We start from the raw sequence: 22442 nt of genomic DNA, 5'->3' as shown, positions 1-22442 counted from the left end.
CGGCCAACCGTACCCGAGGAGGGGGTCAGTCCAAGTCGATGTGCTGCGCCGGTCCACTACCTGGACCGTCGTCCTCGCCGCCCCGGCCCTTCCGGCTGTCCCGCTCGTCCGGATCATGAGAATCGCGCGGGTGGCGCGGATCCTTCGGGTCGTGCCCGCCCTGCGTATCCCGCTCGTCGCGGGGCGTCGGCGGGTCCGTCTCGCCGCTCGTCCAGCGCCGCTCCTGGGCCTGGACGGCCGAGCGGTAGGCGGCCAGGAGCTCGCCGCCGGCCGCGGCCAGGTGGTCGAAGACGTCCGGGTTGCGTTCGATGACGGGCTCGACGGCGGCCCTGGCCTGCTGCACGACCTGCCGTACGGCCTGCTGCGCGGCGGGGCCCGCGACGGCTCCCAGGAGGGGGGCCTGGATGTCGGACAGCTTGTCGGCGACCGCGTCGACGAGCTTGCGCAGTTCCTCGGCGGCCGAGCCGGGGGGCGGTCCGTACCGGGTGCGGCGGCGGGCCTGCTCCGCCTCCAGGTCCTCCGCGGCGGCCGCGGCCCAGGCGTCGGCGTCCGTGTCGGTACCGGTGCCGGCGTCCGTGTCCGTACCGGTGTCCGCGTCTGTGCCGGTGTCCGCGTCTGTGCCGGACACCCGGGTCTCGTCGGCCGGCTCGGGGCCGGGCTCGGGGGCGTCGGGCGCCGGGCGCTCTTCGCTCATGACGGGCTCCTGACTACGGTTCGTCCTTCCGACGTTACCCGACGGCCCGCCGTGCCCTCACCGGGTGCGCGGCCACAGCTGCGGATCCGGCGCGAACCGGATGCGCAGCTCGCCGTCGCGCAGGGCGGCGCCGTCGACCGTGCAGCGGCGCAGCGCGGAGGGCAGCGGCACGATGCGGCGAAACGGTCCGGCGGTGACGACGAGTTCGTCGCCGCGCCGTACGAGGTCCAGGTCGCCGCGCTCGGCGCCGGGCAGCGGGAGGTGCCAGACGAGCACGCCGTCGTCCGCGACGTGGTCGGTGACGGGCCACTCGGCGGGGGCGGCTTCGGCGGCCGTGCCGGGGACCGCGAGGGCCGCGAGGTCGTCCGTGCCGCGCGGGTCCCGGCCGAGGTGCGCGACGGCGCGGACCTCGTACGCCTCCCGCCACTCCGTCAGCGTCTTGCGCTGCTGGGCGAGGGGGCCCGCGAGCCAGGTGTCGGGCCCGGCCTCGGGCAGGACGCGGTTGGCGATCAGGAGGTCGGTGCGCAGGCCGCGCAGGGCGAGGCCGAGGCGGGCGGTGCGTACGGCGTCGGCGCCGGCCGGGCCGGGTTCGGCGACCAGTCGTACGGCGGTGCGGCGGTCGGCGACGACGGCCTCGGCGGCGGCCAGTTCCACGTCCCAGCGTGCGGCGGACTCGTACAGCCACTCGGCGGGCACGGGGACGCCGGCCAGCCGGCCGAGGACGGGGCGCAGGGCGCGGGCCGCCTGCCGCTCGGGCGGGAGGAGGCGACGCAGGTAGCGGCGCAGTTCCTCGGGCAGGGCGAGCAGGGCGAGGGCCCTCGGGGCGGGGGGCAGGTCGACGACGAGGAGGTCGTGGGACTCGTCGGACAGCGCGGCGTCGCGCAGGGCGCGCAGCAGGGCGAGTTCCTCGGCGCCGGGCAGGGGGGTGAGTTCCTCGGGGTCGAGGCGGGTCGCGCCGACGAGGTCGAGGACGGAGGACGCACGGTCCTGGAAGGCGGTGAGGTCGGCGCGGAACCGGTCGTCGGGGTCGGGACGCCAGACGGTGAGGTTCGGGGCGACCGTCGTCGGGGCCGGACCGGTGCTCGTGCCCAGGGCCGCCCCGAGGGTGTCGGTGCGGTCGGTGCCGAGCAGGAGGGTCCGGGTGCCCTCGCGGGCGGCGTGCAGGGCGGTGGCCGCGGCGAGGGTGGTGCGGCCGGCGCCGCCGGGGCCGGTCAGCAGGAGGGTGCGCATGGGGGTGAACCTAACGGACGTCAGCGCTGCCGCCCGGGGGTCTGGTCGGGGGCCGTCCCGGCGGATGGGTGCGGGGTGCCGCGGCGCGGGCGGCACCGGGATCAAGCTCAGTACCCCGTTCGAGACGGACTGGGGGCCTGCCCGACGGGTCTCGCGCAGGCACCGGACGCGGCGGACCAGTAAGCGATTGCCACGCTCGCGATTCTTCAGCTGTCTGTCCACGGCGCCCGGTCATCCGTCCGGGAAGCAGACACCTGTACGTCGGGCGCCGGCCGTACTGACGTCCTTTTGGGCCAACGGATAAAGGCACGGCACACAACACGGCACGTCCCGTCACCATGAAAGTTATGGCAACTTCGGGGGCAAGGACAAAAATCAGTCGGCTCGGCGGCTTGGGACAGTGGTGGGGTTTGATCGCCGCCGCACTGCTGATCGCCGCGTGGATCAACAGGGCCACAGGGCCGGCGATCGTCGCAGCACTGTCGGCCCTGGTCCTGATCTGGTGCTTTTTCCAAGCACCTGTGACATGTGGGGCGCCTGTCAGAGGCGGGGAGGACGGCTGCCGGAATAACGCAACCGGCCTCCTCATGGGCTGCCACATCCGCCAACACCGCTGGCAGAAGCTGAAGATGCTTATTCTTCGGCGTCACGTACGTGAGTTCTGCTCCGGCCTCTTCTCGGACGGTAAGGCCACCCTCGTCACGCTGGCTGCGATGGGAAGCTTCCTGTCGGGTCTTGTCGCCTTCATTCCTGGCGTCGCCCTCAACTGACTACACAAGAACAGACGCCCGGTACCAACTACGAGTGGGCCATGCCAGGACGTTCCCTCCGCAACGTGCGCCGAGTGGGGTAGCCCGTGCTCAAGGAACCAGGGAGCGTCCTGCTCGGCGGGCAGCACTCCGGCGCCCGAAACCGCTATACGTTCGCTGGCAAGCCTCCCAGCAAGGCCATCCACACATCAGTGGTCACATGACCGCGCAGGCACGGCGGGGCGGGGGTGTGCCGCCCCGCGGTCGACAGGTTGCCGCCCTCGCCCCCGCGCCGCCCCGGCGGTACGACGGCCCGCGCGTTACGACAGCCCGCGGCCCGGGTCCCCCCTACGCCCCCGACTCCACCCTCTTCTTCAGCCCGGCCAGGGCCCGGTCGATGATGACCTTCTCCGCCTTGCGCTTGATCATGCCGAGCATGGGGATCTTGACGTCGACCGTGAGGCGGTACGTGACCTCGGTGGTGCCCTCGGCCGTGGGGCGGAGGCTGTAGACGCCGTCCAGAGAGCGCAGCATCTGGGACTTGACCAGGGTCCAGGAGACCTCGTGGTCCCCGGTCCAGGTGTAGGCCAGGGTCTGGTCGTCCTTGATCGCGCCCGCGTCCATGACGAGGCGGACCTGCTCGGCGCGGCCCCGGTCGTCCGACGTGAGGACCTCGGCCTCCTTCACCTCGCCGGTCCAGTCCGGGTAGCGGGCGAAGTCGGAGATCACCCCCATGACATCGGCCGGTGCCGCCTCGATCGTGATGCTCGAGCTGGTGTATTCCGCCATCGCCGTGGCTCCTCCGGATGCGGGCCGCTTGGGGCTCGTCACGCGCCGGGACCGACATCGTGCGCGGACGTGAGTGTGTGCAGCGTGAAGGCTACCGCGCGTCCGTCACGCCGGATTCACCCCACCTGCGCGGACCTCGCCGCGCGGCGCACGGGCGCACCCCCGGCACCCGCCCCACCACGGCCTCACCACTCCAGCGCCCACGGCCGTCCCGTCCCCGCGAAGTGTCCGACGTTCACGCATTCGGTCGCCCCGATCCGTACGCGTCGCGCGAGCGGCTGGTGGACGTGCCCGAAGAGGGCGTACCGGGGGCGGGTGCGGCGTATCGCGTCCAGCAGGGCCCGGCTGCCGCGTTCGAAGCGCCGCGCCACCGTGTCGTAGACCAGCTCGGGGACCTCCGGCGGGATGTGCGTGCACAGCACGTCGACCTCGCCGACCGCCTCGATCTTCGCGGCGTACTCCTCGTCGCTGATCTCGTACGGCGTGCGCATCGGGGTGCGCAGGCCGCCGCCGACGAAGCCGAAGACCCGGCCGGCGATCTCGACGCGCTCGCCGTCCAGGACGGTGGTGCCCGGTCGGGCGTACTCCGGCCACAGGGCCGGCATATCGACGTTGCCGTACGTGGCGTACGTCGGAGTGGGGAAGGCGGCGAACAGTTCGGCGTACTGCTTGCGCACCGCTTTCTCGATCACGGCCGCGCGCTCGGTGCCGACGCCGGCCCACAGGCGTCTGCCGAGCTCGCGGGCCTCCTCGAAGCGGCGGGCGGTGCGCAGCGCCACGATGCGGTCGGCGTTCTCGACGCCGAACAGGTCGGGGAAGATGCCGCGGGAGTGGTCGGCGTAGTCGAGGAAGAGGACGAGGTCGCCCAGGCAGACCAGGGCGTCGGCGCCGTCACCGGCCCTGGCCAGGTCGCGGGTGTTGCCGTGCACGTCGCTGACCACGTGGATGCGCGTCCTGCGGCTGCCGGCTCGTGTGGATGGCATGACGATCAAGGGTAGGCGTGTGCGGCATACGTGAACAGTGGCGGCCGGACCTGCGGTTACTGGCAAGTCAGTAACGCGCTGGACTACTGTTCGTCAAGCAACGCCCATCCGTGTGACGCAGCGAACATCTCGCCGGGCCCCCCTGTCGAAGACGTCATACCGGCGGGTAACGTCCGGGCAGTCCAGTCGTGCTCAGAAATTCAACCAGTGGGCCCCGATCCCACGGCCGAAATCCTGAGCGCCTGCCCGAGCCGTGGACCGCACCGCCGCATCGCACGACGTCGTGGCGCCGGCGCCCTATGAGGAGCAGCAGTCTTGCGCGAGTTCAGCCTTCCGGCTTTGTACGAGGTCCCTGCGGACGGAAATCTCACCGACATCGTCCGCAGAAACGCCGCGCAGCATCCGGACGTCGCCGTCATCGCCCGCAAGGTGGGCGGTACCTGGCAGGACGTGTCGGCGCGCGTGTTCCTCGCCGAGGTGCACGCCGCCGCCAAGGGCCTCATCGCCTCCGGTGTCCAGCCCGGCGACCGGGTCGGTCTGATGTCGCGCACCCGCTACGAGTGGACGCTGCTGGACTTCGCGATCTGGAGCGCGGGCGCGGTCACCGTGCCGGTGTACGAGACCAGCTCGCCGGAGCAGGTGCAGTGGATCCTCAGCGACTCCGGGGCCACGGCGTGCGTCGTGGAACTGGATTCGCACGTTGCGGCCCTCGAGTCGGTGCGCGACGGGCTGCCCGAGCTGAAGCAGGTGTGGCAGATCGAGGCGGGCGCCCTGGAGGAGCTGGGCCGGCTCGGTCAGGACGTCACGGACCGGACCGTCGAGGAGCGCGGCTCGATCGCCCGCGCCGACGACCCGGCGACCATCGTCTACACCTCCGGCACCACCGGCCGCCCCAAGGGCTGTGTGCTGACCCACCGCAGCTTCTTCGCGGAGTGCGGCAACATCGTGGAGCGGCTGCGTCCGCTGTTCCGCACCGGCGAGTGCTCGGTGCTGCTGTTCCTGCCGCTCGCGCACGTCTTCGGCCGCCTCGTACAGGTCGCGCCGATGATGGCGCCGATCAAGCTGGGCTGCGTCCCCGACATCAAGAACCTCACCGACGAGCTGGCCACGTTCCGGCCGACGCTGATCCTCGGTGTGCCGCGCGTCTTCGAGAAGGTCTACAACTCGGCGCGCGCCAAGGCGCAGGCCGACGGCAAGGGCAAGATCTTCGACAAGGCCGCCGACACGGCCATCGCGTACAGCAGGGCGCTGGACACCCCGTCCGGCGCGTCCCTCGGCCTGAAGATCAAGCACCGGATCTTCGACAGGCTGGTCTACGGCAAGCTCCGCGCGGTGCTGGGCGGCAAGGGCGAGTACGCCATCTCCGGCGGCGCCCCGCTCGGCGAGCGCCTCGGGCACTTCTTCCGCGGCATCGGCTTCTCGGTGCTGGAGGGCTACGGCCTGACCGAGTCCTGTGCGGCGACCGCCTTCAACCCCTGGGACCGGCAGAAGATCGGCACGGTCGGCCAGCCGCTGCCCGGCTCGGTGATCCGCATCGCCGACGACGGCGAGGTGCTGCTGCACGGCGAGCACCTGTTCACGGAGTACTGGAACAACCCGGGCGCCAGCGAGGAGGCCCTCGCCGACGGCTGGTTCCACACCGGCGACATCGGCACCCTCGACGAGGACGGCTACCTGCGGATCACGGGCCGCAAGAAGGAGATCCTGGTGACCGCGGGCGGCAAGAACGTCGCGCCCGCCGTGATCGAGGACCGTATCCGGGCGCACGCGCTGGTCGCCGAGTGCATGGTGGTGGGCGACGGGCGGCCGTTCGTGGGCGCCCTGGTCACCGTCGACGAGGAGTTCCTGGGCCGCTGGGCCGCCGAGCACGGCAAGCCCGCGGGCGTCACGGCCGCCGAGCTGCGCGACGACCCGGATCTGAACGCCGCCATCCAGTCCGCGATCGACGACGGCAACGCGGCCGTGTCGAAGGCGGAGTCCGTACGCAAGTTCCGGATCCTCGGGTCGCAGTTCACGGAGGAGTCCGGGCATCTGACGCCGTCGCTGAAGCTGAAGCGCAACGTGGTGGCCAGGGACTACGCGTCGGAGATCGAGGCCATCTACGCGAAGTGACGTCGTCGGTTCGGCAGGGGGCGCCTCCCGGGGCGCCCCTTTCTGCCGTCGGCGGCCTGCCGTCGCCGGTGGTCGAGCGGCCCGTTCCCCGTCCCTTCCGCGCGTTCGCCTACAGCAGGGTTTTCAGGTTTTCCGCCAGGAGGTCCCAGCGCCATTTCTCCTCGACCCACTCCCGGCCCCGCTGCCCCATGCGGCTGCGGAGGCCGGCATCGCCCAGGAGCGTGACGATCCGGTCGGCGGACTCCGCCGGTGACGTGCCGCGCACGACCCAGCCGGTCTCGCCGTCCAGGACCGCGTCCGGGGCGCCGCCCGAGTCGCCCGCGACCACGGGCAGGCCGGTGGCGGAGGCCTCCAGGTAGACGATGCCGAGGCCCTCGACGTCGAGGCCGCCGCGACGGGTGCGGCAGGGCATCGCGAACACGTCTCCGGCGCCGTAGTGGGCGGGCAGCTCGGACCAGGGCACGGCGCCCGTGAAGCGCACGGAGCCGGCGACGCCCGTGTCGCGGGCCAGGCGGCGCAGGTCGTTCTCGTAGGGGCCGCCGCCGACGATCAGCAGGACGGCCTCCGGCTCGGCGGCCAGAATCCGCGGCATCGCCCTGATCAGCGTGTCCTGGCCCTTGCGCGGCACCAGCCGGGAGACGCACACCACGACGGGCCGGTCGGTCAGCCCGAGCCGGGCCCGTACCCCGGCGCCGCCCGAGCCCGGGTGGAAGGTCTTCTCGTCGACGCCGGGCGGCAGTTGCACCATGCGGGCCGCCGCCCCGGGGGTGAGCGCGCCGGCGATCCGCGAGCGCGTGTACTCGCCGAGGTAGGTGAGCGTGTCGGTGCCCTCGCCGATGCGGCGCAGCAGCTGCCGGGCGGCCGGGAGCTGGGCCCAGCCCGCCTCGTGGCCGTGCGTGGTGGCGACGAGGCGCTCTGCGCCCGCCCTGCGCAGCGCCGGGGCCATCAGTCCGAGGGGGGCCGCCGCCCCGAACCACACCGAGGTGCAGCCGTGCTCGCGCAGCAGTCCGGCGGCCCGCCTGGTGACTCCCGGAGTCGGCAGCAGCATCGTCGTACGGTCCCGTACGACCGTGAAGGGCTGCTCCGCGTCGAAGTCGGCGGTCGCCCGCCGTCCCTCGGCGCCGCGCTTCCAGGTGGAGGCGTAGACGACGAGCCGCTCCGGGTCGAGGCGCAGCGCCATGTTGTGCAGGAACGCCTGGATGCCGCCGGGCCGGGGCGGGAAGTCGTTGGTGACGATGAGGGTCTTGTGCATCGCCGCCGACCCTACCGAAAGGGCCCGCCGTGGCCCTGGGTGGCAGCCGCGCGGCCGTCCGCGACATCATGGCCCCGAGCGGGCGGCGAGCGGACGGGCAGGGAACGCGTGAAGACGACGGGCGTGCGGCGGCACCCGATGGCGCTGCCGGTGGTCTGGGCCCTGACGAGACTGCCGCTGATGCTGTGGGTCCTGAAGGTGTACGTCTTCCCCGGCCCGGACGTCACGAGCGACGTGTCCGGCATCTACCGGGGCTGGTACGAGGTGCTGAGCACCGGCACGTTTCCGCTGGAGGACGTGACCTGGCAGTACCCGCCGGCGGCGGCGCTCGCGATTCTCTCCCCGGCGGTGCTGCCGTTCTGGGACTACGCGACGGCGTTCTACGTGCTGGTGTGCGCCGCCGACCTGGTCGTCCTCGCGCTGCTGGCCCGGGCGGGCCGCCGCCCGGAGCTGTCCCGGCGGGGCGCCTGGGTGTGGGTGGCGGGCCTGCCGCTGCTCGGCCCGACCGTGTACGCGCGCTACGACGTGATGGTGACGGCCGTGGCGGTGGCGGCGCTGCTGGCGGGAGCCCGGCACCCGCGCGCGATGGGTGTGCTGGCGGGTCTGGGCGCCATGGTGAAGGTGTGGCCGGTGCTGGTGGTCCTCGCCGTGCGGCGGCGCTCGACGTGGGCCGCGACGGTGCTGACCTGCGCGGTGCTGGCCGGTGTGTTCGCGGTGGTGATGCCGGGCGCGTTCGCGTTCCTGACGTTCCAGCGGGACCGGGGCACCGAGGTGGAGTCGCTCGGCGCGCTCGTGTTCCACGTGGCCCGGCAGTTCGGCTGGAGCGGCGAGGTGCTGCTCAACTACGGCTCGGTGGAGTTCCTCGGCCCGCACGTGGACGTGGTGAGCTCGGCGGCGCTGTTCCTGACCGGTGCGGCGTTCGGCTGGCTGCTGCTGTGGCGGGTGCTGGCGCGGCGGTTCGAGGCGCACACCGTCGCGGACGCGGCGTTCGTGGCGGTGCTGATGTTCACGACCACGAGCCGGGTGATCAGCCCCCAGTACCTGGTGTGGCTGGTGGGCGTGGGGGCGGTGTGCCTGTGCCACCCTTCCAGCCGGATGCGGCTGCCGGTGTGGCTGGCGCTGGCGGCGTCCTTCGTGACGGTGCTGGAGTTCCCCCTGTGGTTCGCGCACGTCGTCGCCGGCGACGCTCTGGGCGTCACCCTGCTGTTCCTGCGCAACGGCCTGCTGCTGGCCGCCACCCTGCTCGCGGCGACCCGCCTGTGGCGCGCGACCGTCCGCCGTACGGCCCCGGCCCCCAGCGAGGCCGTCCCGGCGCCCCTCACCCCGGCTCCGACCGCGGGCACCCCCACCACGCGACCGTGAAACCGTCGGAGGCCGTCCCCGGCACCCGCCCCAGAACGTCATCCACCGCACCCGACCACACCCCCACGGCCACCGCCGACCCGGCAGAACCCGGGCTGGCGGGCAACCCCCACCCCGCTCACCCCAGCTCCGAGCGCACATAATCCCGCCACGCGCCGAGGAATTCCTTTGACGTCGTCCCCAGCACCCGGCTGAGCGCGGCCTCGACCGCGCCGTCCCGTGAGCCGTGGTCGCCGACGGCCCGGTAGAACGCGCCGAGGCGTTCCTCGCCCCAGCGGGCCGCGATCATCCGGCAGGCCATCCAGCCGCTCTCGTACGCGCGGGCCAGCGCGTTCGCGTCGCCGTCGAAACCGAAGTCGTCGTCCTCGGGCAGCCCGGTCGGCAGCCGTCCCTCGGTGAGGGCGGCGGCCAGCTCGGGGGCGGCCTGCTGCGGGGTGCGGTCGGTGCCGCGGTAGCCGACCCAGTCGGCGTAGCCCTCCGACAGCCACAGCGGGGTCGCGGGGGAGGTGTCGGCGCGGGTCGCGACGTGGGTCGTCTCGTGGGTGAGGACGACCTGCCGGCCGACCGGACCGAGCGCGCCGTACGCGTCGGGGTTCACGACGACCCGGTCGGCGGGCGCCGTGTCGCGGGCGCGGGTCTCGCCGGTGGTGACCGCCGCTATCCCCCGGTACTCGGAGGCGGGCGAACCCAGCAGCCCGGCCATGCCCTTCAGCGACTTCGGCACGAGGACGACGACGCGCCGGGCCCAGGTGGTGTGCCAGGCGTCCGACACGGCCGGCACGGCGCGGTCGGCGAGCCCCGCGTAGCGGTCCAGGGCCGCGCGGGACTGGCCGACGCCGAGGACGAGGCTGTGCGTACCGTGGACGGCCCGCACGGCGCCCTGGTCCCACAGTTGCTGCGCGGACCGCCGCGCTGGCCGGTCGGAGTCCACCCTCCACCGGCCGTCCGCGTCCCTGCTGAGCCGCAGCGTGCGGGCCGTGCTGACCGGGCCGCTGTCGAAGCCGCGGACGCGGTAGCGCAGTTCGGTCTCGGCGGTGACCGTGTCCCCGCCGCGCCGCACGCCCGTCACGCGGTACGCCCAGTCGTCCAGCGGCACGGCCCGCAGACTGTCGTACGGGCTTCGGGTGCCGGTCCGCAGCAGGGCCCGCTCGTCGCGGCCGAGAAGCGCCGCGGCGCGCAGGTCGAGGACCCGCTGCACGTCGGCCCGCACCGGCTCGGCACGGGGCGGCCCGCCGCACGCCACCAGGGAGACCAGCAGCAGGCACAGCGCCACCACCGAGGAACCCGACACCCGCCTTCGACCAGCCACCTGTCCGAGGGTAGGCGCGAGCGGCCGGGCCGGTCAGACCCGGGTGACGGCGGAGACCGGCATCATGCCCACCGGGTCGTAGCGCACCGGGGCCCCCGGATAGGGCGCGTGGATCACCTGCCCGTTGCCGGCGTACATCCCGATGTGGCTGGCGTCGGACCGGTAGACGACCAGGTCACCGGGCCGCGCCTCGGACAGCGGGACCCGACGGCCGGCGTTCCGCTGCGCCTGCGAGGTGCGCGGCAGGGCGACCCCGGCCCGGGCGTACGCCCACTGCATCAGGCCCGAGCAGTCGAAGGCGGAGGGTCCGTTGGCACCCCAGACGTAGGGCCTGCCGAGGGCGGCCTGCGCGGCGGCGAGGGCTGCGGCGGCCCGCCCGGAGGCCGCCGCACCGCCGCCGGGGAGGGGCAGGGCGGTGCGGCCGGTGCGGGAGACACGGTCGTAGGCGGCGCGGTCGGCGTCGGGCAGGGAGTTCAGCAGCCGCCGGGCCGCGGCGAGCTTCCGGACGACGGTCTTCTTGTGGGCGGCGAGGGCGCCGCGGGTCGCGGCGAGTTCGGCGGCCTTGCGGGTGGCCTCCGCGCGTTCCTGGGCGAGTTCGCGCAGGACCTTGCGGAGGGCGCGCAGTTCGCCGGCCCGGCGGGCGCCGATCCGTTCGAACACGGCTGCCTTGTCGAGGTAGTCGTCCGGTTCGGAGGTGAGCAGCAGGACGACGACCGGGTCGACGCCGCCGTCGCGGTACTGGGCTCCGGCCAGCGAACCGAGCGACTCCCGCAGGGTGTTGACCTGCTGCTGCCGGCGGGCGACGTGGTCCTGGGCGGCACGGATCTGCCGGCGCAGCGTGCCGGCGCGTTCGCCGGCCGCGTGGTAGGCCTCGGTGGCCCGCTCGGCGGCGGTGTGCAGACGGTCGACCTCTGCGCGCGTCTCGTCGAGCGGCGCGGCCTGGGCCGAGGTGCCCGGTACGGCGCCGAGGGCGGCGGCCGCGACGGACAGCACGCCGAGCGCGGCGGTCCTGCCCCGGGGGAGACCGGACGGTGCAACGCGACGATGGGAACCCACGGGAAGCCGTACTCCTTCCGCTGGCGGACACGTCGGCTCCCCCGCGCCGGGGGGGCCGGCGGTGAGGGAAGCGCGGCAGACAGTAACCCCGCGACGGGGTGCCGGCCAACGACCGCCATGCGCACGCACGGTGACGCCCCGCCGCTGACGCAGGTCACCGACGGGGCGTGGAGTCGTCACGCGGCGCGCAATTCGCCCGTTCGGGCGCCGCGGCGTGGCGAGCTCAGGAAGTGCGGAGGGAGATGCGGAGGGTGCCGGGTCAGACCCGGACGCCCCACATGAAGGGACCGCCGATGGTGCTCATCGACTCGTAGCGGACGACCGTGCCGGTGCGCGGGGCGTGGATGACCTGACCGTTGCCCGCGTACAGACCGACGTGGTGCAGGTCGCTGAAGAAGAACACCAGGTCGCCGACCTGGAGGTCGCCCACGGCACTGATGCGGGTGCCGATCCCGGACTGCGCCTCGGAGGTGCGGGGGATGGACACCCCGGCCTGGGCGTACGCCCACGAGGTCAGGCCCGAGCAGTCGTAGGAGGACGGGCCGGTGGCGCCGTAGACGTAGGGCGAGCCGAGCTTGGACTGGGCGGCGGAGTAGGCCGCGGCGGCCCGGCCGGAGGCGGCGGTGGAACCACCGAGGGCCTGGCGCTCACTGCTGCGGGTGGCGCGGGCGTCCTCGGCGGCGAGGGCGGCCTTCTCCTTGGCGGTGAGGGTGTTGAGCAGCTTCTGCGCGGCGGCGAGCTTGCTCTGTACTTCCTTCTTCTTCTTGCCGAGCTCGGTCCTGGTGGACGCCAGGTCCTTGAGCTTGTCGGAGGCCTCGGCGCGCTCCTGGGCGAGCTCGCGCTGCTTCTCCTGGATCTTCTTCAGTCCCTCGATCTGCTGACCGCTCAGCTGGTCGAGGGTGGAGGCCTTGTCCAGGTAGTCGTCAGGGTCTGCGGAGAGGAACAGCTGCACGGAGGGGTCGATACCACCCGAGCGGTACTGGGCGCTGGCCATCGAGCCGAGGCCGTCGCGCAGGTCGTTGAGCTCTTCCTGACCGCGGGCGACGTTGTCCTGGATGGTGGAGATCTCCTTCTGGAGCTTCTCCTGCTTCTCCTTGGCCCCGTTGTACTTCTCGGTGGCGTGCTCCGCCTGCTCGTAGAGCTTGTCCACCTTGGCCTTGACTTCGTCCTTGCTCGGCTTCTCGCTGGGCGCGGCGTTGGCGGCCTGGGAGCTGAGCGCGACGGCAGCGGCGGCTGCGGTGGTCAGCACGGTCACACGAGTGCGGCTCGGCTGCTTGGGTCGACGGTGGGACGCCACGGGGGCGAGCTCCTTCTCCTCAGTGATCACCCGTTCGCGGGTTCGAGGGCTGACCCTAGTGACCGAGCCGTGATCAGTTCAAATCCTCTGCCGAAATATCCCGGTTACGCATCGCATTCTTTACCCCCAAGGCACCTGCGGTAACGCCGCATTGACGCTACGTCGCGCGACAGTCCCGTCAATACGGGCATAGCACAGGTACGTTGCGCTTGGTGCGTAAGTGAATCAGCGGTCAGGAAAGCCGCTTGAGGAGCACCGCGGATGCGACCGGGCGTGCGCCGGCGCGCGCGATCCCGTCGGCCACCTCGCGGTCGGTGGAGGCGACGATGACGGGCCGGCCGGGCGGCTCGGCGCGCACCAGCTGGCGGATCAGCTCGTCGGCGGTGACGCCCGGCTTGGAGAACAGCACCCGCACCCCGCGCGGCGGCGCGAGCAGCACGGGCGCCGCCAGTTCGGCGCCGTCGAAGACACACGTCACCTCGGCCCCGGTCTGCAGGGCGAGCTGGGAGAGCTGGCCGAGCAGTCTGAGGCGCTGCTTGTCCAGCGGCATCTGCGGATAGCCGGTCTTGGTGACGTTGTAGCCGTCGACGACCAGATGGGCCTGCGGCAGCGCGAGGAGCTGGTCGAGGATCGCGGGGTCGTTCTCGGACAGGGCGCGGGTGGCGATGTCCTTCGGGGTCATCCGGCCGGGCTCGACGGCGTCCACGGTCTCGGCGGGCCGCACCGACACCGGCGGCAGGGCGAGTTCCCGGCGCAGCCCCTGTGTGGCGTCGAGCAGGGTGTCCAGCAGCAGCCGTACGCGCATGTCCTCGACGCTGCGGCCCTCGCGGGCGGCCCGGCGGGTGGCCTCCAAGGTGGCCTCCGACTCGGCCAGGCGGGCCTTGAGCCGGCGGCTCTCGCTCTCGGCGGCGGACACCTGGGTGTGCCCCTCGGCGCGGACGGTCTCGATCTCGGCGTGCGCCTTGCGCAGGGCGGCCTCGCCGCGCTTGACGTCGCTGAGGGCGGAGCGCAGCTTGCGGTGCAGCGACTCGGCTTCCCTCTTCGCCGCTTCCAGCTCGGCGCGCAGCCGCTCGATCTCCGCCCGGGTGTGGTCGCGGGCCTGGGCGAGTTCGGCGCGCAGCCGCTCCAGTTCGGCGCGGCTCTCCTCGTCGGCGCGTTCGGCGTCGGCCCGCAGGGCCTCCTCGCCGGCCGCCGTGACGAGTTTGACCCAGTCCGTGGGCCGCAGCACGTAGGCCGCGGCCGCCACGTCGAGCGGGTCCGCGGCCGGGGGCGGCGCGCCGGAGTCCAGGGAGCCGGCGATCTCCGGCTGCGCCTCTCTCAGCTTCTCGCCGATGCGCTGGCGGAACAGCGGGTCGGTCTCCAGCGCGGCGGCCATGGCGTTGCCCGCGAACTTGGCCCGCCGCGCCGGCGTGAACCGGGCGTACTGTCTGAGCTGCGCCGGCAACTCGGCCATGGTCAGCCCGCCGAAGCCGTCGGACACGATCTGCACGACCCTGCGGCGCACACCGTCGGGCAGGGGACGGTCGAGCACCTCGGCGGCGCCGTCCTCCGGCCCCCCGCCCGTGGTCTCCACCATCCGTCACCCCAATGCCTGTGCGGGATCCCTCGGCGGTCCCGGATCGGGACCCGTCGGGGATCGCCCTGCGCCGGGCCCGCTCCGTCAGGAGCCGGCGGCCGGCCTGTCCACGAGTTCCACCTCGTCCACGGCGTTGCACCAGTGGCACCGCGCCGACTCGATGGTCTCACCGACCACCTCGCGCTCCCCGGTCCTCGGTTCCCCGGCCAGGTCGTGGTGGACGTACTCGACGACCGTGGAGGAGCGGGTCACGTCGAGGCGCGGGAGGCCACCGCACAGGGTGCGGCGCCACCGCGTTCCGCGGGTCGGCGGGGAAACCGTCATCGTGACCGCCCGCCTTCCTTCTCGTGTCCGTGACGCGCCCGGCTCCCGGTGCGTGTGGCTCGTAACCCTACGGCCTGGTGGCCGCCCGCCGCCCGTCCGCCCACGACGGCGAGGCGGTCTGTCGCGATGCGTCCGGTTACGTCATGCTCTGTTCATGATCGGTAACTGGAGAGCGCCGTCCGCCTGGGCGGTCCGGGGTCCGTCGGCGCCGGTGACGTACGGGCTGATCGCGCTGTGCTGTGCGGTCTTCGTGATCGGTCCGGCGTCGGGCTTCAACCCCGGGTACGGCACCGGGGACGAACTGCTCACCGCGCAGCTGGCCTATTTCCGGCGCTGGGGCGTGATCCCCGCGGATCTGTTCGACGGCTCCCCGGGCGCCGCCCTCACCCCGGCGACGGCGCTGTTCGTCCACGGCAGCTGGGTGCATCTGCTCGGCAACATGCTCTTCCTCCACGTCTTCGGGACGATGACCGAGGAACGCATGGGCCGCGTACGGTTCACCCTCTTCTACCTCGGCTGCGGCTACCTCGCCCTGCTGGGCTACGCCGCCGCGAACGCCGGATCCACACAGTCCCTGGTCGGCGCGTCGGGCGCCATCTCGGCGGTCCTCGGCGCGTTTCTGTACTTGTTCCCGCGTGCCCGCGTCACCAGTCTCCTGCCCTTCCTGTTCTTCCTGCCGCTGCGCTTCCCGGCGTGGGTGGTGCTGCCGTTCTGGGTGGCCCTGCAGTGGCTGGCGGCGGGCCGGGCGTCCTCGGGCCCGGTAGTGGCGTATCTGGCGCACCTCGTGGGGTTCGGGCTGGGCTTCGTCGCGGCGTGGGTGCGCTTCGGGCGTACGGCTAGAGTGAGGAACGCCCCAGCGCCGGCACCCGAGGGAGAGAACCAGCCGTGATCACCGCGATCGTCCTCATCAAGACCAGCGTGGACCGGATCCCCGAGATCGCGGAGCGGATCGCCTCGCTGGACAGCGTGAGCGAGGTCTTCTCCGTCACCGGGACGTACGACCTGATCGCGATGGTGCGCGTGCGGCAGCACGAGGATCTCGCGGAGATCATCCCGGGCCGGATCAGCAAGATCCCCGGCGTGGAGGGCACGGACACGCACGTGGCGTTCCGCACCTACTCGCAGCACGACCTGGAGGCCGCCTTCGCGATCGGCCTCGACAGCTGATCCGGCTCGAGAGCCGATCGGACCCTCGGTCCCGCCCCGGCCGGCCTACGCCGCCGTCGGCGTCGCCGAGGTGTCGGGCACGCAACGGCCGTCCTCGGTGCGGTAGTTCCAGCGGGCTCCGTCGCGCACCAGCTCCCGGCAGGCGGTCACGAAGCGGTCGACGTGCTCGTCGGGGGTGCCCGCGCCGAAGCTGACCCGGATCGCGTTGAGAGACTTGCCGCCGGGCGAGGCCCCGGGCGCCCCGCACTCGCCCTGCGCCTGCGGGTCACTGCCCAGCAGGGTGCGCAGCAGGGGGTGGGCGCAGAACAGCCCGTCGCGTACGCCGATGCCGTACTCGGCCGACAGGGCTGCTGCGAAGTGGGAACTGTTCCAGCCGTCCACGACGAACGACAGGACGCCGACGCGCGGGGCGTGGTCCCCGAACAGCGACAGGACCCGCACCTCCGGCACGTCGGCGAGCCCCTCCCGCACCCTGCGGATCAGGTACTCCTCGCGGGCGACGAGCGCCTCGAACCCGGCCTCGGTGAGGGCCTTGCAGGCGGAGGCGACGGCGTAGGCACCGATGACGTTGGGCGAACCGGCCTCGTGCCGGGCGGCCGTGTCGTGCCACTCGACGTCCACTCCCCCGTCCGCGCGCCGCGCCACCGCCCGGCTGGCGCCGCCCCCGGCCAGGTACGGCTCCGCCTCCCGCAGCCAGTCGGCCCGCCCTGCCAGCACACCCGAGCCGAACGGCGCGTACAGCTTGTGCCCGGAGAAGGCGACCCAGTCGACGTCCAGGTCACGTACGGACACCGGATGGTGGGGCGCGAGCTGGGCGGCGTCGAGGACGATCCGGGCGCCGTGCGCGTGCGCGGCCGCGGCCAGCTCCCGCACCGGCCACAGCTCGCCGGTGACGTTGGAGGCACCGGTGACGCACACCAGGGCAGGACCGTGCGGGTCACGGCCGGCGAGGGCGCGCTCCAGGGCCACGACCGCCTGCCGGGGGCTGCGCGGGGCGTCGAGGAAGGTGACGCGGGCGCCGCGCCAGGGCAGCAGGGCGGCGTGGTGCTCGGTCTCGAAGACGAACACCTCACAGCCGGCCGGGAGCGCCGCGGCGAGCAGGTTCAGGGAGTCGGTGGTGGACCGGGTGAAGACGACCTGGTCGTCGTCGCGGCAGCCGAGGAATCCGGCGACGGTCCGGCGGGCGTTCTCGAACAGGTCGGTGGACAGCTGCGACAGGTACCCGGCGCCCCGGTGCACGCTCCCGTAGTACGGCGCGTACGCGGCGACGTCGTCCCAGACGCGTTGCAGGGCGGGCGCGCTGGCGGCGCAGTCGAGCGCGGCGTAGGTGACCTCGCCGCCGGTGACGAGCGGCACGGTGACGTCCCGTCCCAGCACGGGCAGCGGGGCGCAGACGGTCGGGCAGGAGGAGGACGGCGCGGCGGGGGACGGCGCGGCGGAGGAAGACATGGCGGAACTCCCGTACGTGGCAGGTGGAAGCACCGCGCGAGCGGGCGACGCTCAAGCGCGGAGGGACGATCCAGAAGGGGGATGCGGAGGCGGGGCTCTGCGGCCCTAACGCATTCGCTTGCTCACGGGAGGCTCCTCGACGACCAGGACCCCTGGTGGCACGAGGGGTCCGCGCTTGCCGCAGTCCTTGCTGGCTGCGACCTGGTCTTCACCCGGGGCACCCCGCCACGGACGGAGGGTTGCCGGACAGTCGGCCGGGGCCGCATGACTGTCACTCATGACCTGCACAGGAACGTAAGGGAAACGATCGACGTCCCGCAACCCGTGTCCGGATCGCGGGACGTGCGTCCCCCAGGGCGGTGCGCGTCAGGCGTTGCTGGCCGTCACCCAGCGGTCCAGGGCCCTCTTGGCGGCGCCCGAGTCGATCGCCTCGGCGGCCCGTGCCATGCCGGCGCGGATCTGCTCGGTCAGCGGTGCGCCGGAGGGTTCGAGGGCCACCAGGGCCGCCGCCGAGTTCAGCAGCACGGCGTCGCGGACCGGGCCGGTCTCGCCGTCCAGCAGCCTGCGGGCGACGTCGGCGTTGTACGAGGCGTCCGCGCCGCGCAGCGCCTCGACGGGAACCAGGTCGAGGCCGACGTCCCTCGGGTCGAAGGTCTCCGCGGACACCGAGCCGTCCCGGACCACCCACACGTGGGACGTGGCCGTCGTGGTCAGCTCGTCCAGGCCGTCGTCGCCGCGGAACACCAGTGAGGAGTTGCCGCGCTCGGCGAACACGCCGGCGATGATCGGCGCCATCCGCGCGTCGGCCACGCCGACCGCCTGGGACGTCACCTGCGCCGGGTTGGTCAGCGGGCCCAGGAAGTTGAACACCGTGCGGATGCCGAGCTGGCCGCGCGCCGCCGCCACGTGGCGCAGCGCCGGGTGGAACTTCACCGCGAAGCAGAAGGTGATGCCGGACTCCTCGGCGACCTCGGCCACCCGCTTCGGCGTCAGCTCCAGGTTCACCCCGAGCTTCTCCAGTACGTCGGACGCCCCGGACGCGGAGGACGCGGCGCGGTTGCCGTGCTTGACGACCTTGGCGCCGGTGCCCGCGACGACGACGGCGGACATGGTGGAGATGTTCACCGTCCTGGCCCCGTCGCCGCCGGTGCCGACGATGTCGACGGTCTCGCCCGGCACGTGGATCACATGGGCGTGCGCGTACATCGTGCGGACCAGGCCGGTGATCTCCTCGACCGTCTCGCCCTTGGCACGCAGGGCCACCGCGAAGCCCGCGATCTGCGCGTCGGTCGCCTCGCCGCGCATGATCAGGTCCATCGCCCACGCCGTGTCGTCGGCGCTCAGGTCCTTGCGGTCCAGCAGACCGTTGAGCAGGGCGGGCCAGGTGCGGCCCGCCGCGGTGTCGCCTCCAGCGGGGGTCACAGCGCTCATCAGCCGCTCCTGGTTCGTCGCCACGTTCAGACTGGTCCCCACCCTATCCAGCCCCGGACACGGCGAAGGGCCCCGTCCGTAAATCGGGACGGGGCCCTTCCGCGTGGTGTGGCGAAGGCAGCGATCAGTGGTGGCCGTGGCCGCTCGTGATCTCCTTGTACTCCTCGACGGTCGGCTTCGGGATCTGGGACTCCGGGCCGTAGTACGCCTTGCTGAGCTTGACGCGCAGCTTCTCGGAGCCCTTCACCTTCCGCTCGACACCGTTCTCGTCGACCGCCGGGCCGAGCTCGGCCGGCTTGTACTGTTCGTGAGCGGTGAGCGTGAACAGCTGCTCCTGGCTGAGCGGCTCGTGCACCTCGATGTACTCACCGTGCGGCATGCGCTTGATGATGCCCGACTCGCGGCCGTGCAGCACCTTCTCGTAGTCCCGGCGCTGGAGGCCGAGGCAGAACCGCTTGGTGATCACGAAGGCGACGACCGGACCGGCGAAGAAGCTGATACGGACGAACCAGGTGACCGCGTTGATCGACAGGTGGAAGTGCGTGGCCACGATGTCGTTGCCGCCGCCGATCAGCATGATCATGTACGCGGTCAGCCAGGCGACACCGAACGCGGTCCGCGTCGGGGCGTTGCGCGGGCGGTCCAGGATGTGGTGCTCGCGCTTGTCCCCGGTGATCCAGGACTCGATGAACGGGTACAGGGCGAGCACGCCGAGGAACAGACCGAAGACCACCAGCGGGATGAACACGCCCAGGACGAGCGTGTGACCCCAGAGGTTGATCTCCCAGCCCGGCATGGCGCGGACCAGGCCCTCGGCGAAGCCCATGTACCAGTCGGGCTGGGCGCCCGTGGACACGTGGTCCGGACGGTACGGCCCGAGCACCCAGATCGGGTTGACCGAGGCGATGCCGGCGAGCGCGGCGATCACACCGAAGACCAGGAAGAAGAAGCCTCCGGCCTTCGCCGTGTAGACCGGCAGCAGCGGCATGCCGACGACGTTCTTGTTGGTCCGCCCGGGACCCGCGTACTGCGTGTGCTTGTGGAAGAACACCAGGATGAGGTGGGCGGTCACCAGGCCGAGCATGATGCCCGGCAGCAGCAGGATGTGGATCGAGTAGAACCGCGCGACGAAGTCGCCGCCCGGGAACTCCCCGCCGAACAGGAACATCGAGATGTACGTGCCGACGATCGGCACCGACAGGATGGCGCCCTGCGTGAAGCGGACACCGGTGCCGGAGAGCAGGTCGTCCGGGAGCGAGTAGCCGGTGAACCCGGTGAACATGCCCAGGACGAACAGCAGGAAGCCGAACAGCCAGTTGATCTCGCGCGGCTTGCGGAACGCGCCGGTGAAGAACACGCGCATCATGTGCGCGAACATGCCGGCGAGGAAGACGATCGCCGCCCAGTGGTGGATCTGCCGGATGAGCAGACCGCCACGCACGTCGAAGCTGATGTCGAGCGTGGAGGCGTACGCCTCGCTCATCATCACGCCCTGCATCGGGACGTAGCTGCCGTGGTACTCCACCTCGTTCATCGACGGGTGGAAGAACAGCGTCAGGTACACACCCGTGAGGATGATGATCAGGAAGGTGTACAGGCAGATCTCGCCCAGCATGAAGGACCAGTGGTCCGGGAAGATCTTGCGCATGTTGGACTTGGCCAGGGAGAAGAGGCCCAGCCGTCCGTCGGCCCAGTCGGCGGCACGCTCGCCGGCCGAGGCCTTCCCGCGTGTGCGGGACGTGGTGCCGGTGGTGCTGGTGGTGCTCATCCGCGCTCCCAGAAGGCAGGACCGACGGGCTCTTCGAAGTCGCTGAGCGCCTCGAGGTAACCCTCCTCGTTCACGCCGATGCGCAGCTGCGGCAGGGCGTGGCCGGCGGGACCGAAGATCACGCGGGCACCGTCGGAGAGGTCGAAGGTGGACTGGTGGCAGGGGCACAGTACGTGGTGCGTCTGCTGCTCGTACAGGGAGATCGGGCAGCCCACGTGGGTGCAGATCTTCGAGTACGCGACGATGCCCTCGTGCGACCACTCCAGCTCGCGCTTGTCCTTGATGTCGTCCGGCTGAAGGCGGACGATCATCAGGGCGGCCTTGGCGATCTCGTTCTGGAAGTGGTGGTCGTGCTCCTCCAGGCCCTCGGGCTTGGCGAAGGTGAGCGAGCCCACCGCGACGTCGGACGGACGCAGCGGCTCGTTCGTGTTCATGTTGACGAGCAGCTTGCCCTTGGACCACAGGGTCTGGCGCAGCTTCGTGCCGGGCAGCGGACCGAGGTCGCGCAGCAGGACGATGCTGGTCAGCGGGACCAGGGTGAGCGCGCCGAGCATCGTGTTGCGGATCAGCTTGCGGCGGCCGAGGCCCGACTCCTTGGCACCCTGGCGCCAGTCCTCGTGGATCCGCGCGCGCAGCTCGGGGGAGGCCTCGATGGGGTGGCGCTCGTCGGACATCTCCACGTCGGCCATCAGCGTGCGGGCCCAGTGGACCGAACCGGCGCCGATGCAGAACAGGGCCAGGCCCAGGGTCACGCCGAGCGCGAAGTTCAGCGCGCTGACGTTGCCGACCGCGAAAATGTAGACGGCCCGGTCGATCGGGATGGTCACGAACGCGACGATGAAGCCGATGGTCGCCAGCATCGACATCGTGAACATCAGGGCGACCGCACGCTCGGACCGCTTGGCGGCCCGCTCGTCGATGTCCTGGATCCGCGGCTCGTGGGGCGGCAGGCCCGGGTCCGCGAACGGGTGCGTGTCGTCCGCGACGTCCACCGCGCCGTGCGTGCTGTCCTGCGCAGCGGGCAGGTTCTCTTCGGGAATGTCTTGGCTACTCATGACTTCTTGGCCTTTGCGGTCCGAGCGGCGACCCAGACGGCGACGGCGATCAGCCCGCCCAGGCCGAAGATCCAGCCGAACAGACCCTCACTGACCGGACCGAGTCCGCCCAGCTCGAGACCGCCCGGGCTCTGGCTCTTGTCGCCGTTGACCGCGTCGAGGTACGCGATGATGTCCTTCTTGTTCTTCTCCGTCAGCGTGGTGTCGGGGAAGGACGGCATGTTCTGCGGGCCGGTCTGCATGGCCTCGTAGATGTGCTTCGGGTCGACACCCTCGAGCGAAGGCGCGAACTTGCCGTGCGTCAGCGCACCGCCCTTGCCGGTGAAGTTGTGGCACTGCGCGCAGTTGTTGCGGAACAGGTCACCGCCCTTGGCGACGTCCGCGCCCTCCGGGCCGTACTGCTCGGCGGTCGGGACGGTGGGACCGGAGCCCAGGGAGGCGACGAACGCCGCCAGCTGGTCGATCTCGGCCTGCGAGTAGATGACCTTCTTGGCCGGCACCTGGGGGCCGGGCTGCTGGGCCGGCATGCGGCCGGTGCCCACCTGGAAGTCGACGGCCGCGGCGCCCACGCCGACCAGGCTGGGGCCGTCACTGCCGCCCTGACCGCCGGTGCCGTGGCAGCTGGCGCAGCCGACCGAGTAGAGCTTCTTGCCCTCCTCGATGGTGAGGGACTGGGCGGTGACGTCGGCCTTCGCCTCGTCCGCGGGCGCGAACACGGCGTACAGCCCCCCGGTGCATGCCAGCGCGAGGAGTAGGACGACGAGCGCCGCCAGCGGATGGCGTCGTCGTGCGGAGAGCTTTTTCACGGATTACCCCGGTGTCAGGATCTTCTGCGTCGA

General features: G+C 72.1%; 20 protein-coding genes and 1 riboswitch. Of the genes, 5 read left to right on the top strand and 15 right to left on the bottom strand.

Annotated elements, in window-relative coordinates; translation table 11 throughout:
* Positions 1-25 precede the first annotated feature (25 nt).
* Complete coding sequence (locus ABZ354_RS04710) at positions 26-694, bottom strand: DUF5304 family protein (protein ID WP_358652908.1); 669 nt, start codon at positions 692-694, stop codon at positions 26-28.
* 57 nt (positions 695-751) lie between these two features.
* A complete protein-coding gene (locus tag ABZ354_RS04705; protein WP_358652906.1) occupies positions 752-1924 on the bottom strand; it encodes an ArsA-related P-loop ATPase in 1173 nt (390 codons plus the stop codon).
* Positions 1925-2271: 347 nt separating this feature from the next.
* On the opposite strand from ABZ354_RS04705, the gene ABZ354_RS04700 reads away from it, so the two are divergent.
* A complete protein-coding gene (locus ABZ354_RS04700; RefSeq protein WP_358652904.1) occupies positions 2272-2694 on the top strand; it encodes a hypothetical protein in 423 nt (140 codons plus the stop codon).
* Between the two features lie 327 nt (positions 2695-3021).
* Here the strand turns inward: ABZ354_RS04700 and ABZ354_RS04695 are convergent, their stop codons facing one another.
* Positions 3022-3462: an SRPBCC family protein gene (locus ABZ354_RS04695; protein WP_358652902.1), complete on the bottom strand. Its 441-nt coding sequence runs from the start codon at positions 3460-3462 to the stop codon at positions 3022-3024.
* Positions 3463-3647: 185 nt separating this feature from the next.
* A complete protein-coding gene (locus ABZ354_RS04690) occupies positions 3648-4403 on the bottom strand; it encodes a metallophosphoesterase (RefSeq protein ID WP_358653162.1) in 756 nt (251 codons plus the stop codon).
* Positions 4404-4760: 357 nt separating this feature from the next.
* Between ABZ354_RS04690 and ABZ354_RS04685 the strand changes: the two genes are divergently transcribed.
* The gene (locus ABZ354_RS04685) at positions 4761-6557 is read left to right on the top strand and encodes an AMP-dependent synthetase/ligase (protein WP_358652900.1); all 1797 of its coding nucleotides are present in this window, start codon (positions 4761-4763) and stop codon (positions 6555-6557) included.
* 109 nt (positions 6558-6666) lie between these two features.
* On the opposite strand, the gene ABZ354_RS04680 is transcribed toward ABZ354_RS04685, so the two are convergent.
* On the bottom strand, positions 6667-7809 hold the full coding sequence (locus ABZ354_RS04680; RefSeq protein WP_358652898.1) for a glycosyltransferase family 4 protein: 1143 nt from the start codon (positions 7807-7809) through the stop codon (positions 6667-6669).
* Positions 7810-7947: 138 nt separating this feature from the next.
* Between ABZ354_RS04680 and ABZ354_RS04675 the strand changes: the two genes are divergently transcribed.
* Positions 7948-9171, top strand: coding sequence for a glycosyltransferase family 87 protein (locus tag ABZ354_RS04675; RefSeq protein ID WP_358653160.1), 1224 nt, complete (start codon positions 7948-7950; stop codon positions 9169-9171).
* Positions 9172-9289: 118 nt separating this feature from the next.
* On the opposite strand, the gene ABZ354_RS04670 is transcribed toward ABZ354_RS04675, so the two are convergent.
* From ABZ354_RS04670 to ABZ354_RS04650, 5 genes are all read right to left on the bottom strand, one after another.
* Positions 9290-10480: a hypothetical protein gene (locus ABZ354_RS04670; RefSeq protein ID WP_358652896.1), complete on the bottom strand. Its 1191-nt coding sequence runs from the start codon at positions 10478-10480 to the stop codon at positions 9290-9292.
* Positions 10481-10513: 33 nt separating this feature from the next.
* On the bottom strand, positions 10514-11536 hold the full coding sequence (locus ABZ354_RS04665; protein ID WP_358652894.1) for an NlpC/P60 family protein: 1023 nt from the start codon (positions 11534-11536) through the stop codon (positions 10514-10516).
* 259 nt (positions 11537-11795) lie between these two features.
* Entirely contained in the window at positions 11796-12833 is a 1038-nt protein-coding gene (locus ABZ354_RS04660) for an NlpC/P60 family protein (RefSeq protein ID WP_358652892.1), read from the bottom strand.
* A 232-nt stretch (positions 12834-13065) separates the two neighbouring features.
* Positions 13066-14409: an NYN domain-containing protein gene (locus tag ABZ354_RS04655; protein WP_358652890.1), complete on the bottom strand. Its 1344-nt coding sequence runs from the start codon at positions 14407-14409 to the stop codon at positions 13066-13068.
* Between the two features lie 84 nt (positions 14410-14493).
* Complete coding sequence (locus ABZ354_RS04650; RefSeq protein ID WP_358652888.1) at positions 14494-14733, bottom strand: hypothetical protein; 240 nt, start codon at positions 14731-14733, stop codon at positions 14494-14496.
* 154 nt (positions 14734-14887) lie between these two features.
* Here ABZ354_RS04650 and ABZ354_RS04645 point away from each other — a divergent pair, with 154 nt between their 5' ends.
* Both ABZ354_RS04645 and ABZ354_RS04640 read left to right on the top strand, forming a co-directional pair.
* The gene (locus tag ABZ354_RS04645) at positions 14888-15622 is read left to right on the top strand and encodes a rhomboid family intramembrane serine protease (protein WP_358652886.1); all 735 of its coding nucleotides are present in this window, start codon (positions 14888-14890) and stop codon (positions 15620-15622) included.
* Entirely contained in the window at positions 15619-15900 is a 282-nt protein-coding gene (locus ABZ354_RS04640; protein WP_358652884.1) for an Lrp/AsnC ligand binding domain-containing protein, read from the top strand. Before ABZ354_RS04645 ends, ABZ354_RS04640 begins: the two co-directional genes overlap by 4 nt.
* A 45-nt stretch (positions 15901-15945) precedes the next feature.
* Here the strand turns inward: ABZ354_RS04640 and ABZ354_RS04635 are convergent, their stop codons facing one another.
* The 5 genes from ABZ354_RS04635 to ABZ354_RS04615 form a co-directional block, all read right to left on the bottom strand.
* The gene (locus ABZ354_RS04635) at positions 15946-17349 is read right to left on the bottom strand and encodes an aminotransferase class V-fold PLP-dependent enzyme (RefSeq protein ID WP_358652882.1); all 1404 of its coding nucleotides are present in this window, start codon (positions 17347-17349) and stop codon (positions 15946-15948) included.
* A gap of 166 nt (positions 17350-17515) precedes the next feature.
* A riboswitch (SAM riboswitch) is annotated at positions 17516-17632 on the bottom strand.
* 83 nt (positions 17633-17715) lie between these two features.
* Positions 17716-18780, bottom strand: a complete 1065-nt coding sequence (gene trpD / locus ABZ354_RS04630) for an anthranilate phosphoribosyltransferase (protein ID WP_358652880.1) — start codon at positions 18778-18780, stop codon at positions 17716-17718.
* A gap of 124 nt (positions 18781-18904) precedes the next feature.
* The gene (locus ABZ354_RS04625) at positions 18905-20548 is read right to left on the bottom strand and encodes a cytochrome bc complex cytochrome b subunit (RefSeq protein ID WP_358652878.1); all 1644 of its coding nucleotides are present in this window, start codon (positions 20546-20548) and stop codon (positions 18905-18907) included.
* Positions 20545-21603, bottom strand: a complete 1059-nt coding sequence (locus tag ABZ354_RS04620) for a Rieske 2Fe-2S domain-containing protein (protein WP_358652876.1) — start codon at positions 21601-21603, stop codon at positions 20545-20547. Before ABZ354_RS04620 ends, ABZ354_RS04625 begins: the two co-directional genes overlap by 4 nt.
* On the bottom strand, positions 21600-22409 hold the full coding sequence (locus ABZ354_RS04615) for a c-type cytochrome (RefSeq protein ID WP_358652874.1): 810 nt from the start codon (positions 22407-22409) through the stop codon (positions 21600-21602). The genes ABZ354_RS04620 and ABZ354_RS04615 overlap by 4 nt, the downstream gene beginning before the upstream one ends.
* Positions 22410-22442: the final 33 nt, after the last annotated feature.

The organism is Streptomyces sp. NPDC005925 (assembly GCF_040638805.1).
GTDB lineage: Bacteria > Actinomycetota > Actinomycetes > Streptomycetales > Streptomycetaceae > Streptomyces.
Note: the sequence above shows the minus strand (reverse complement) of the source record. Positions and strands in the feature narration are given on the sequence as shown.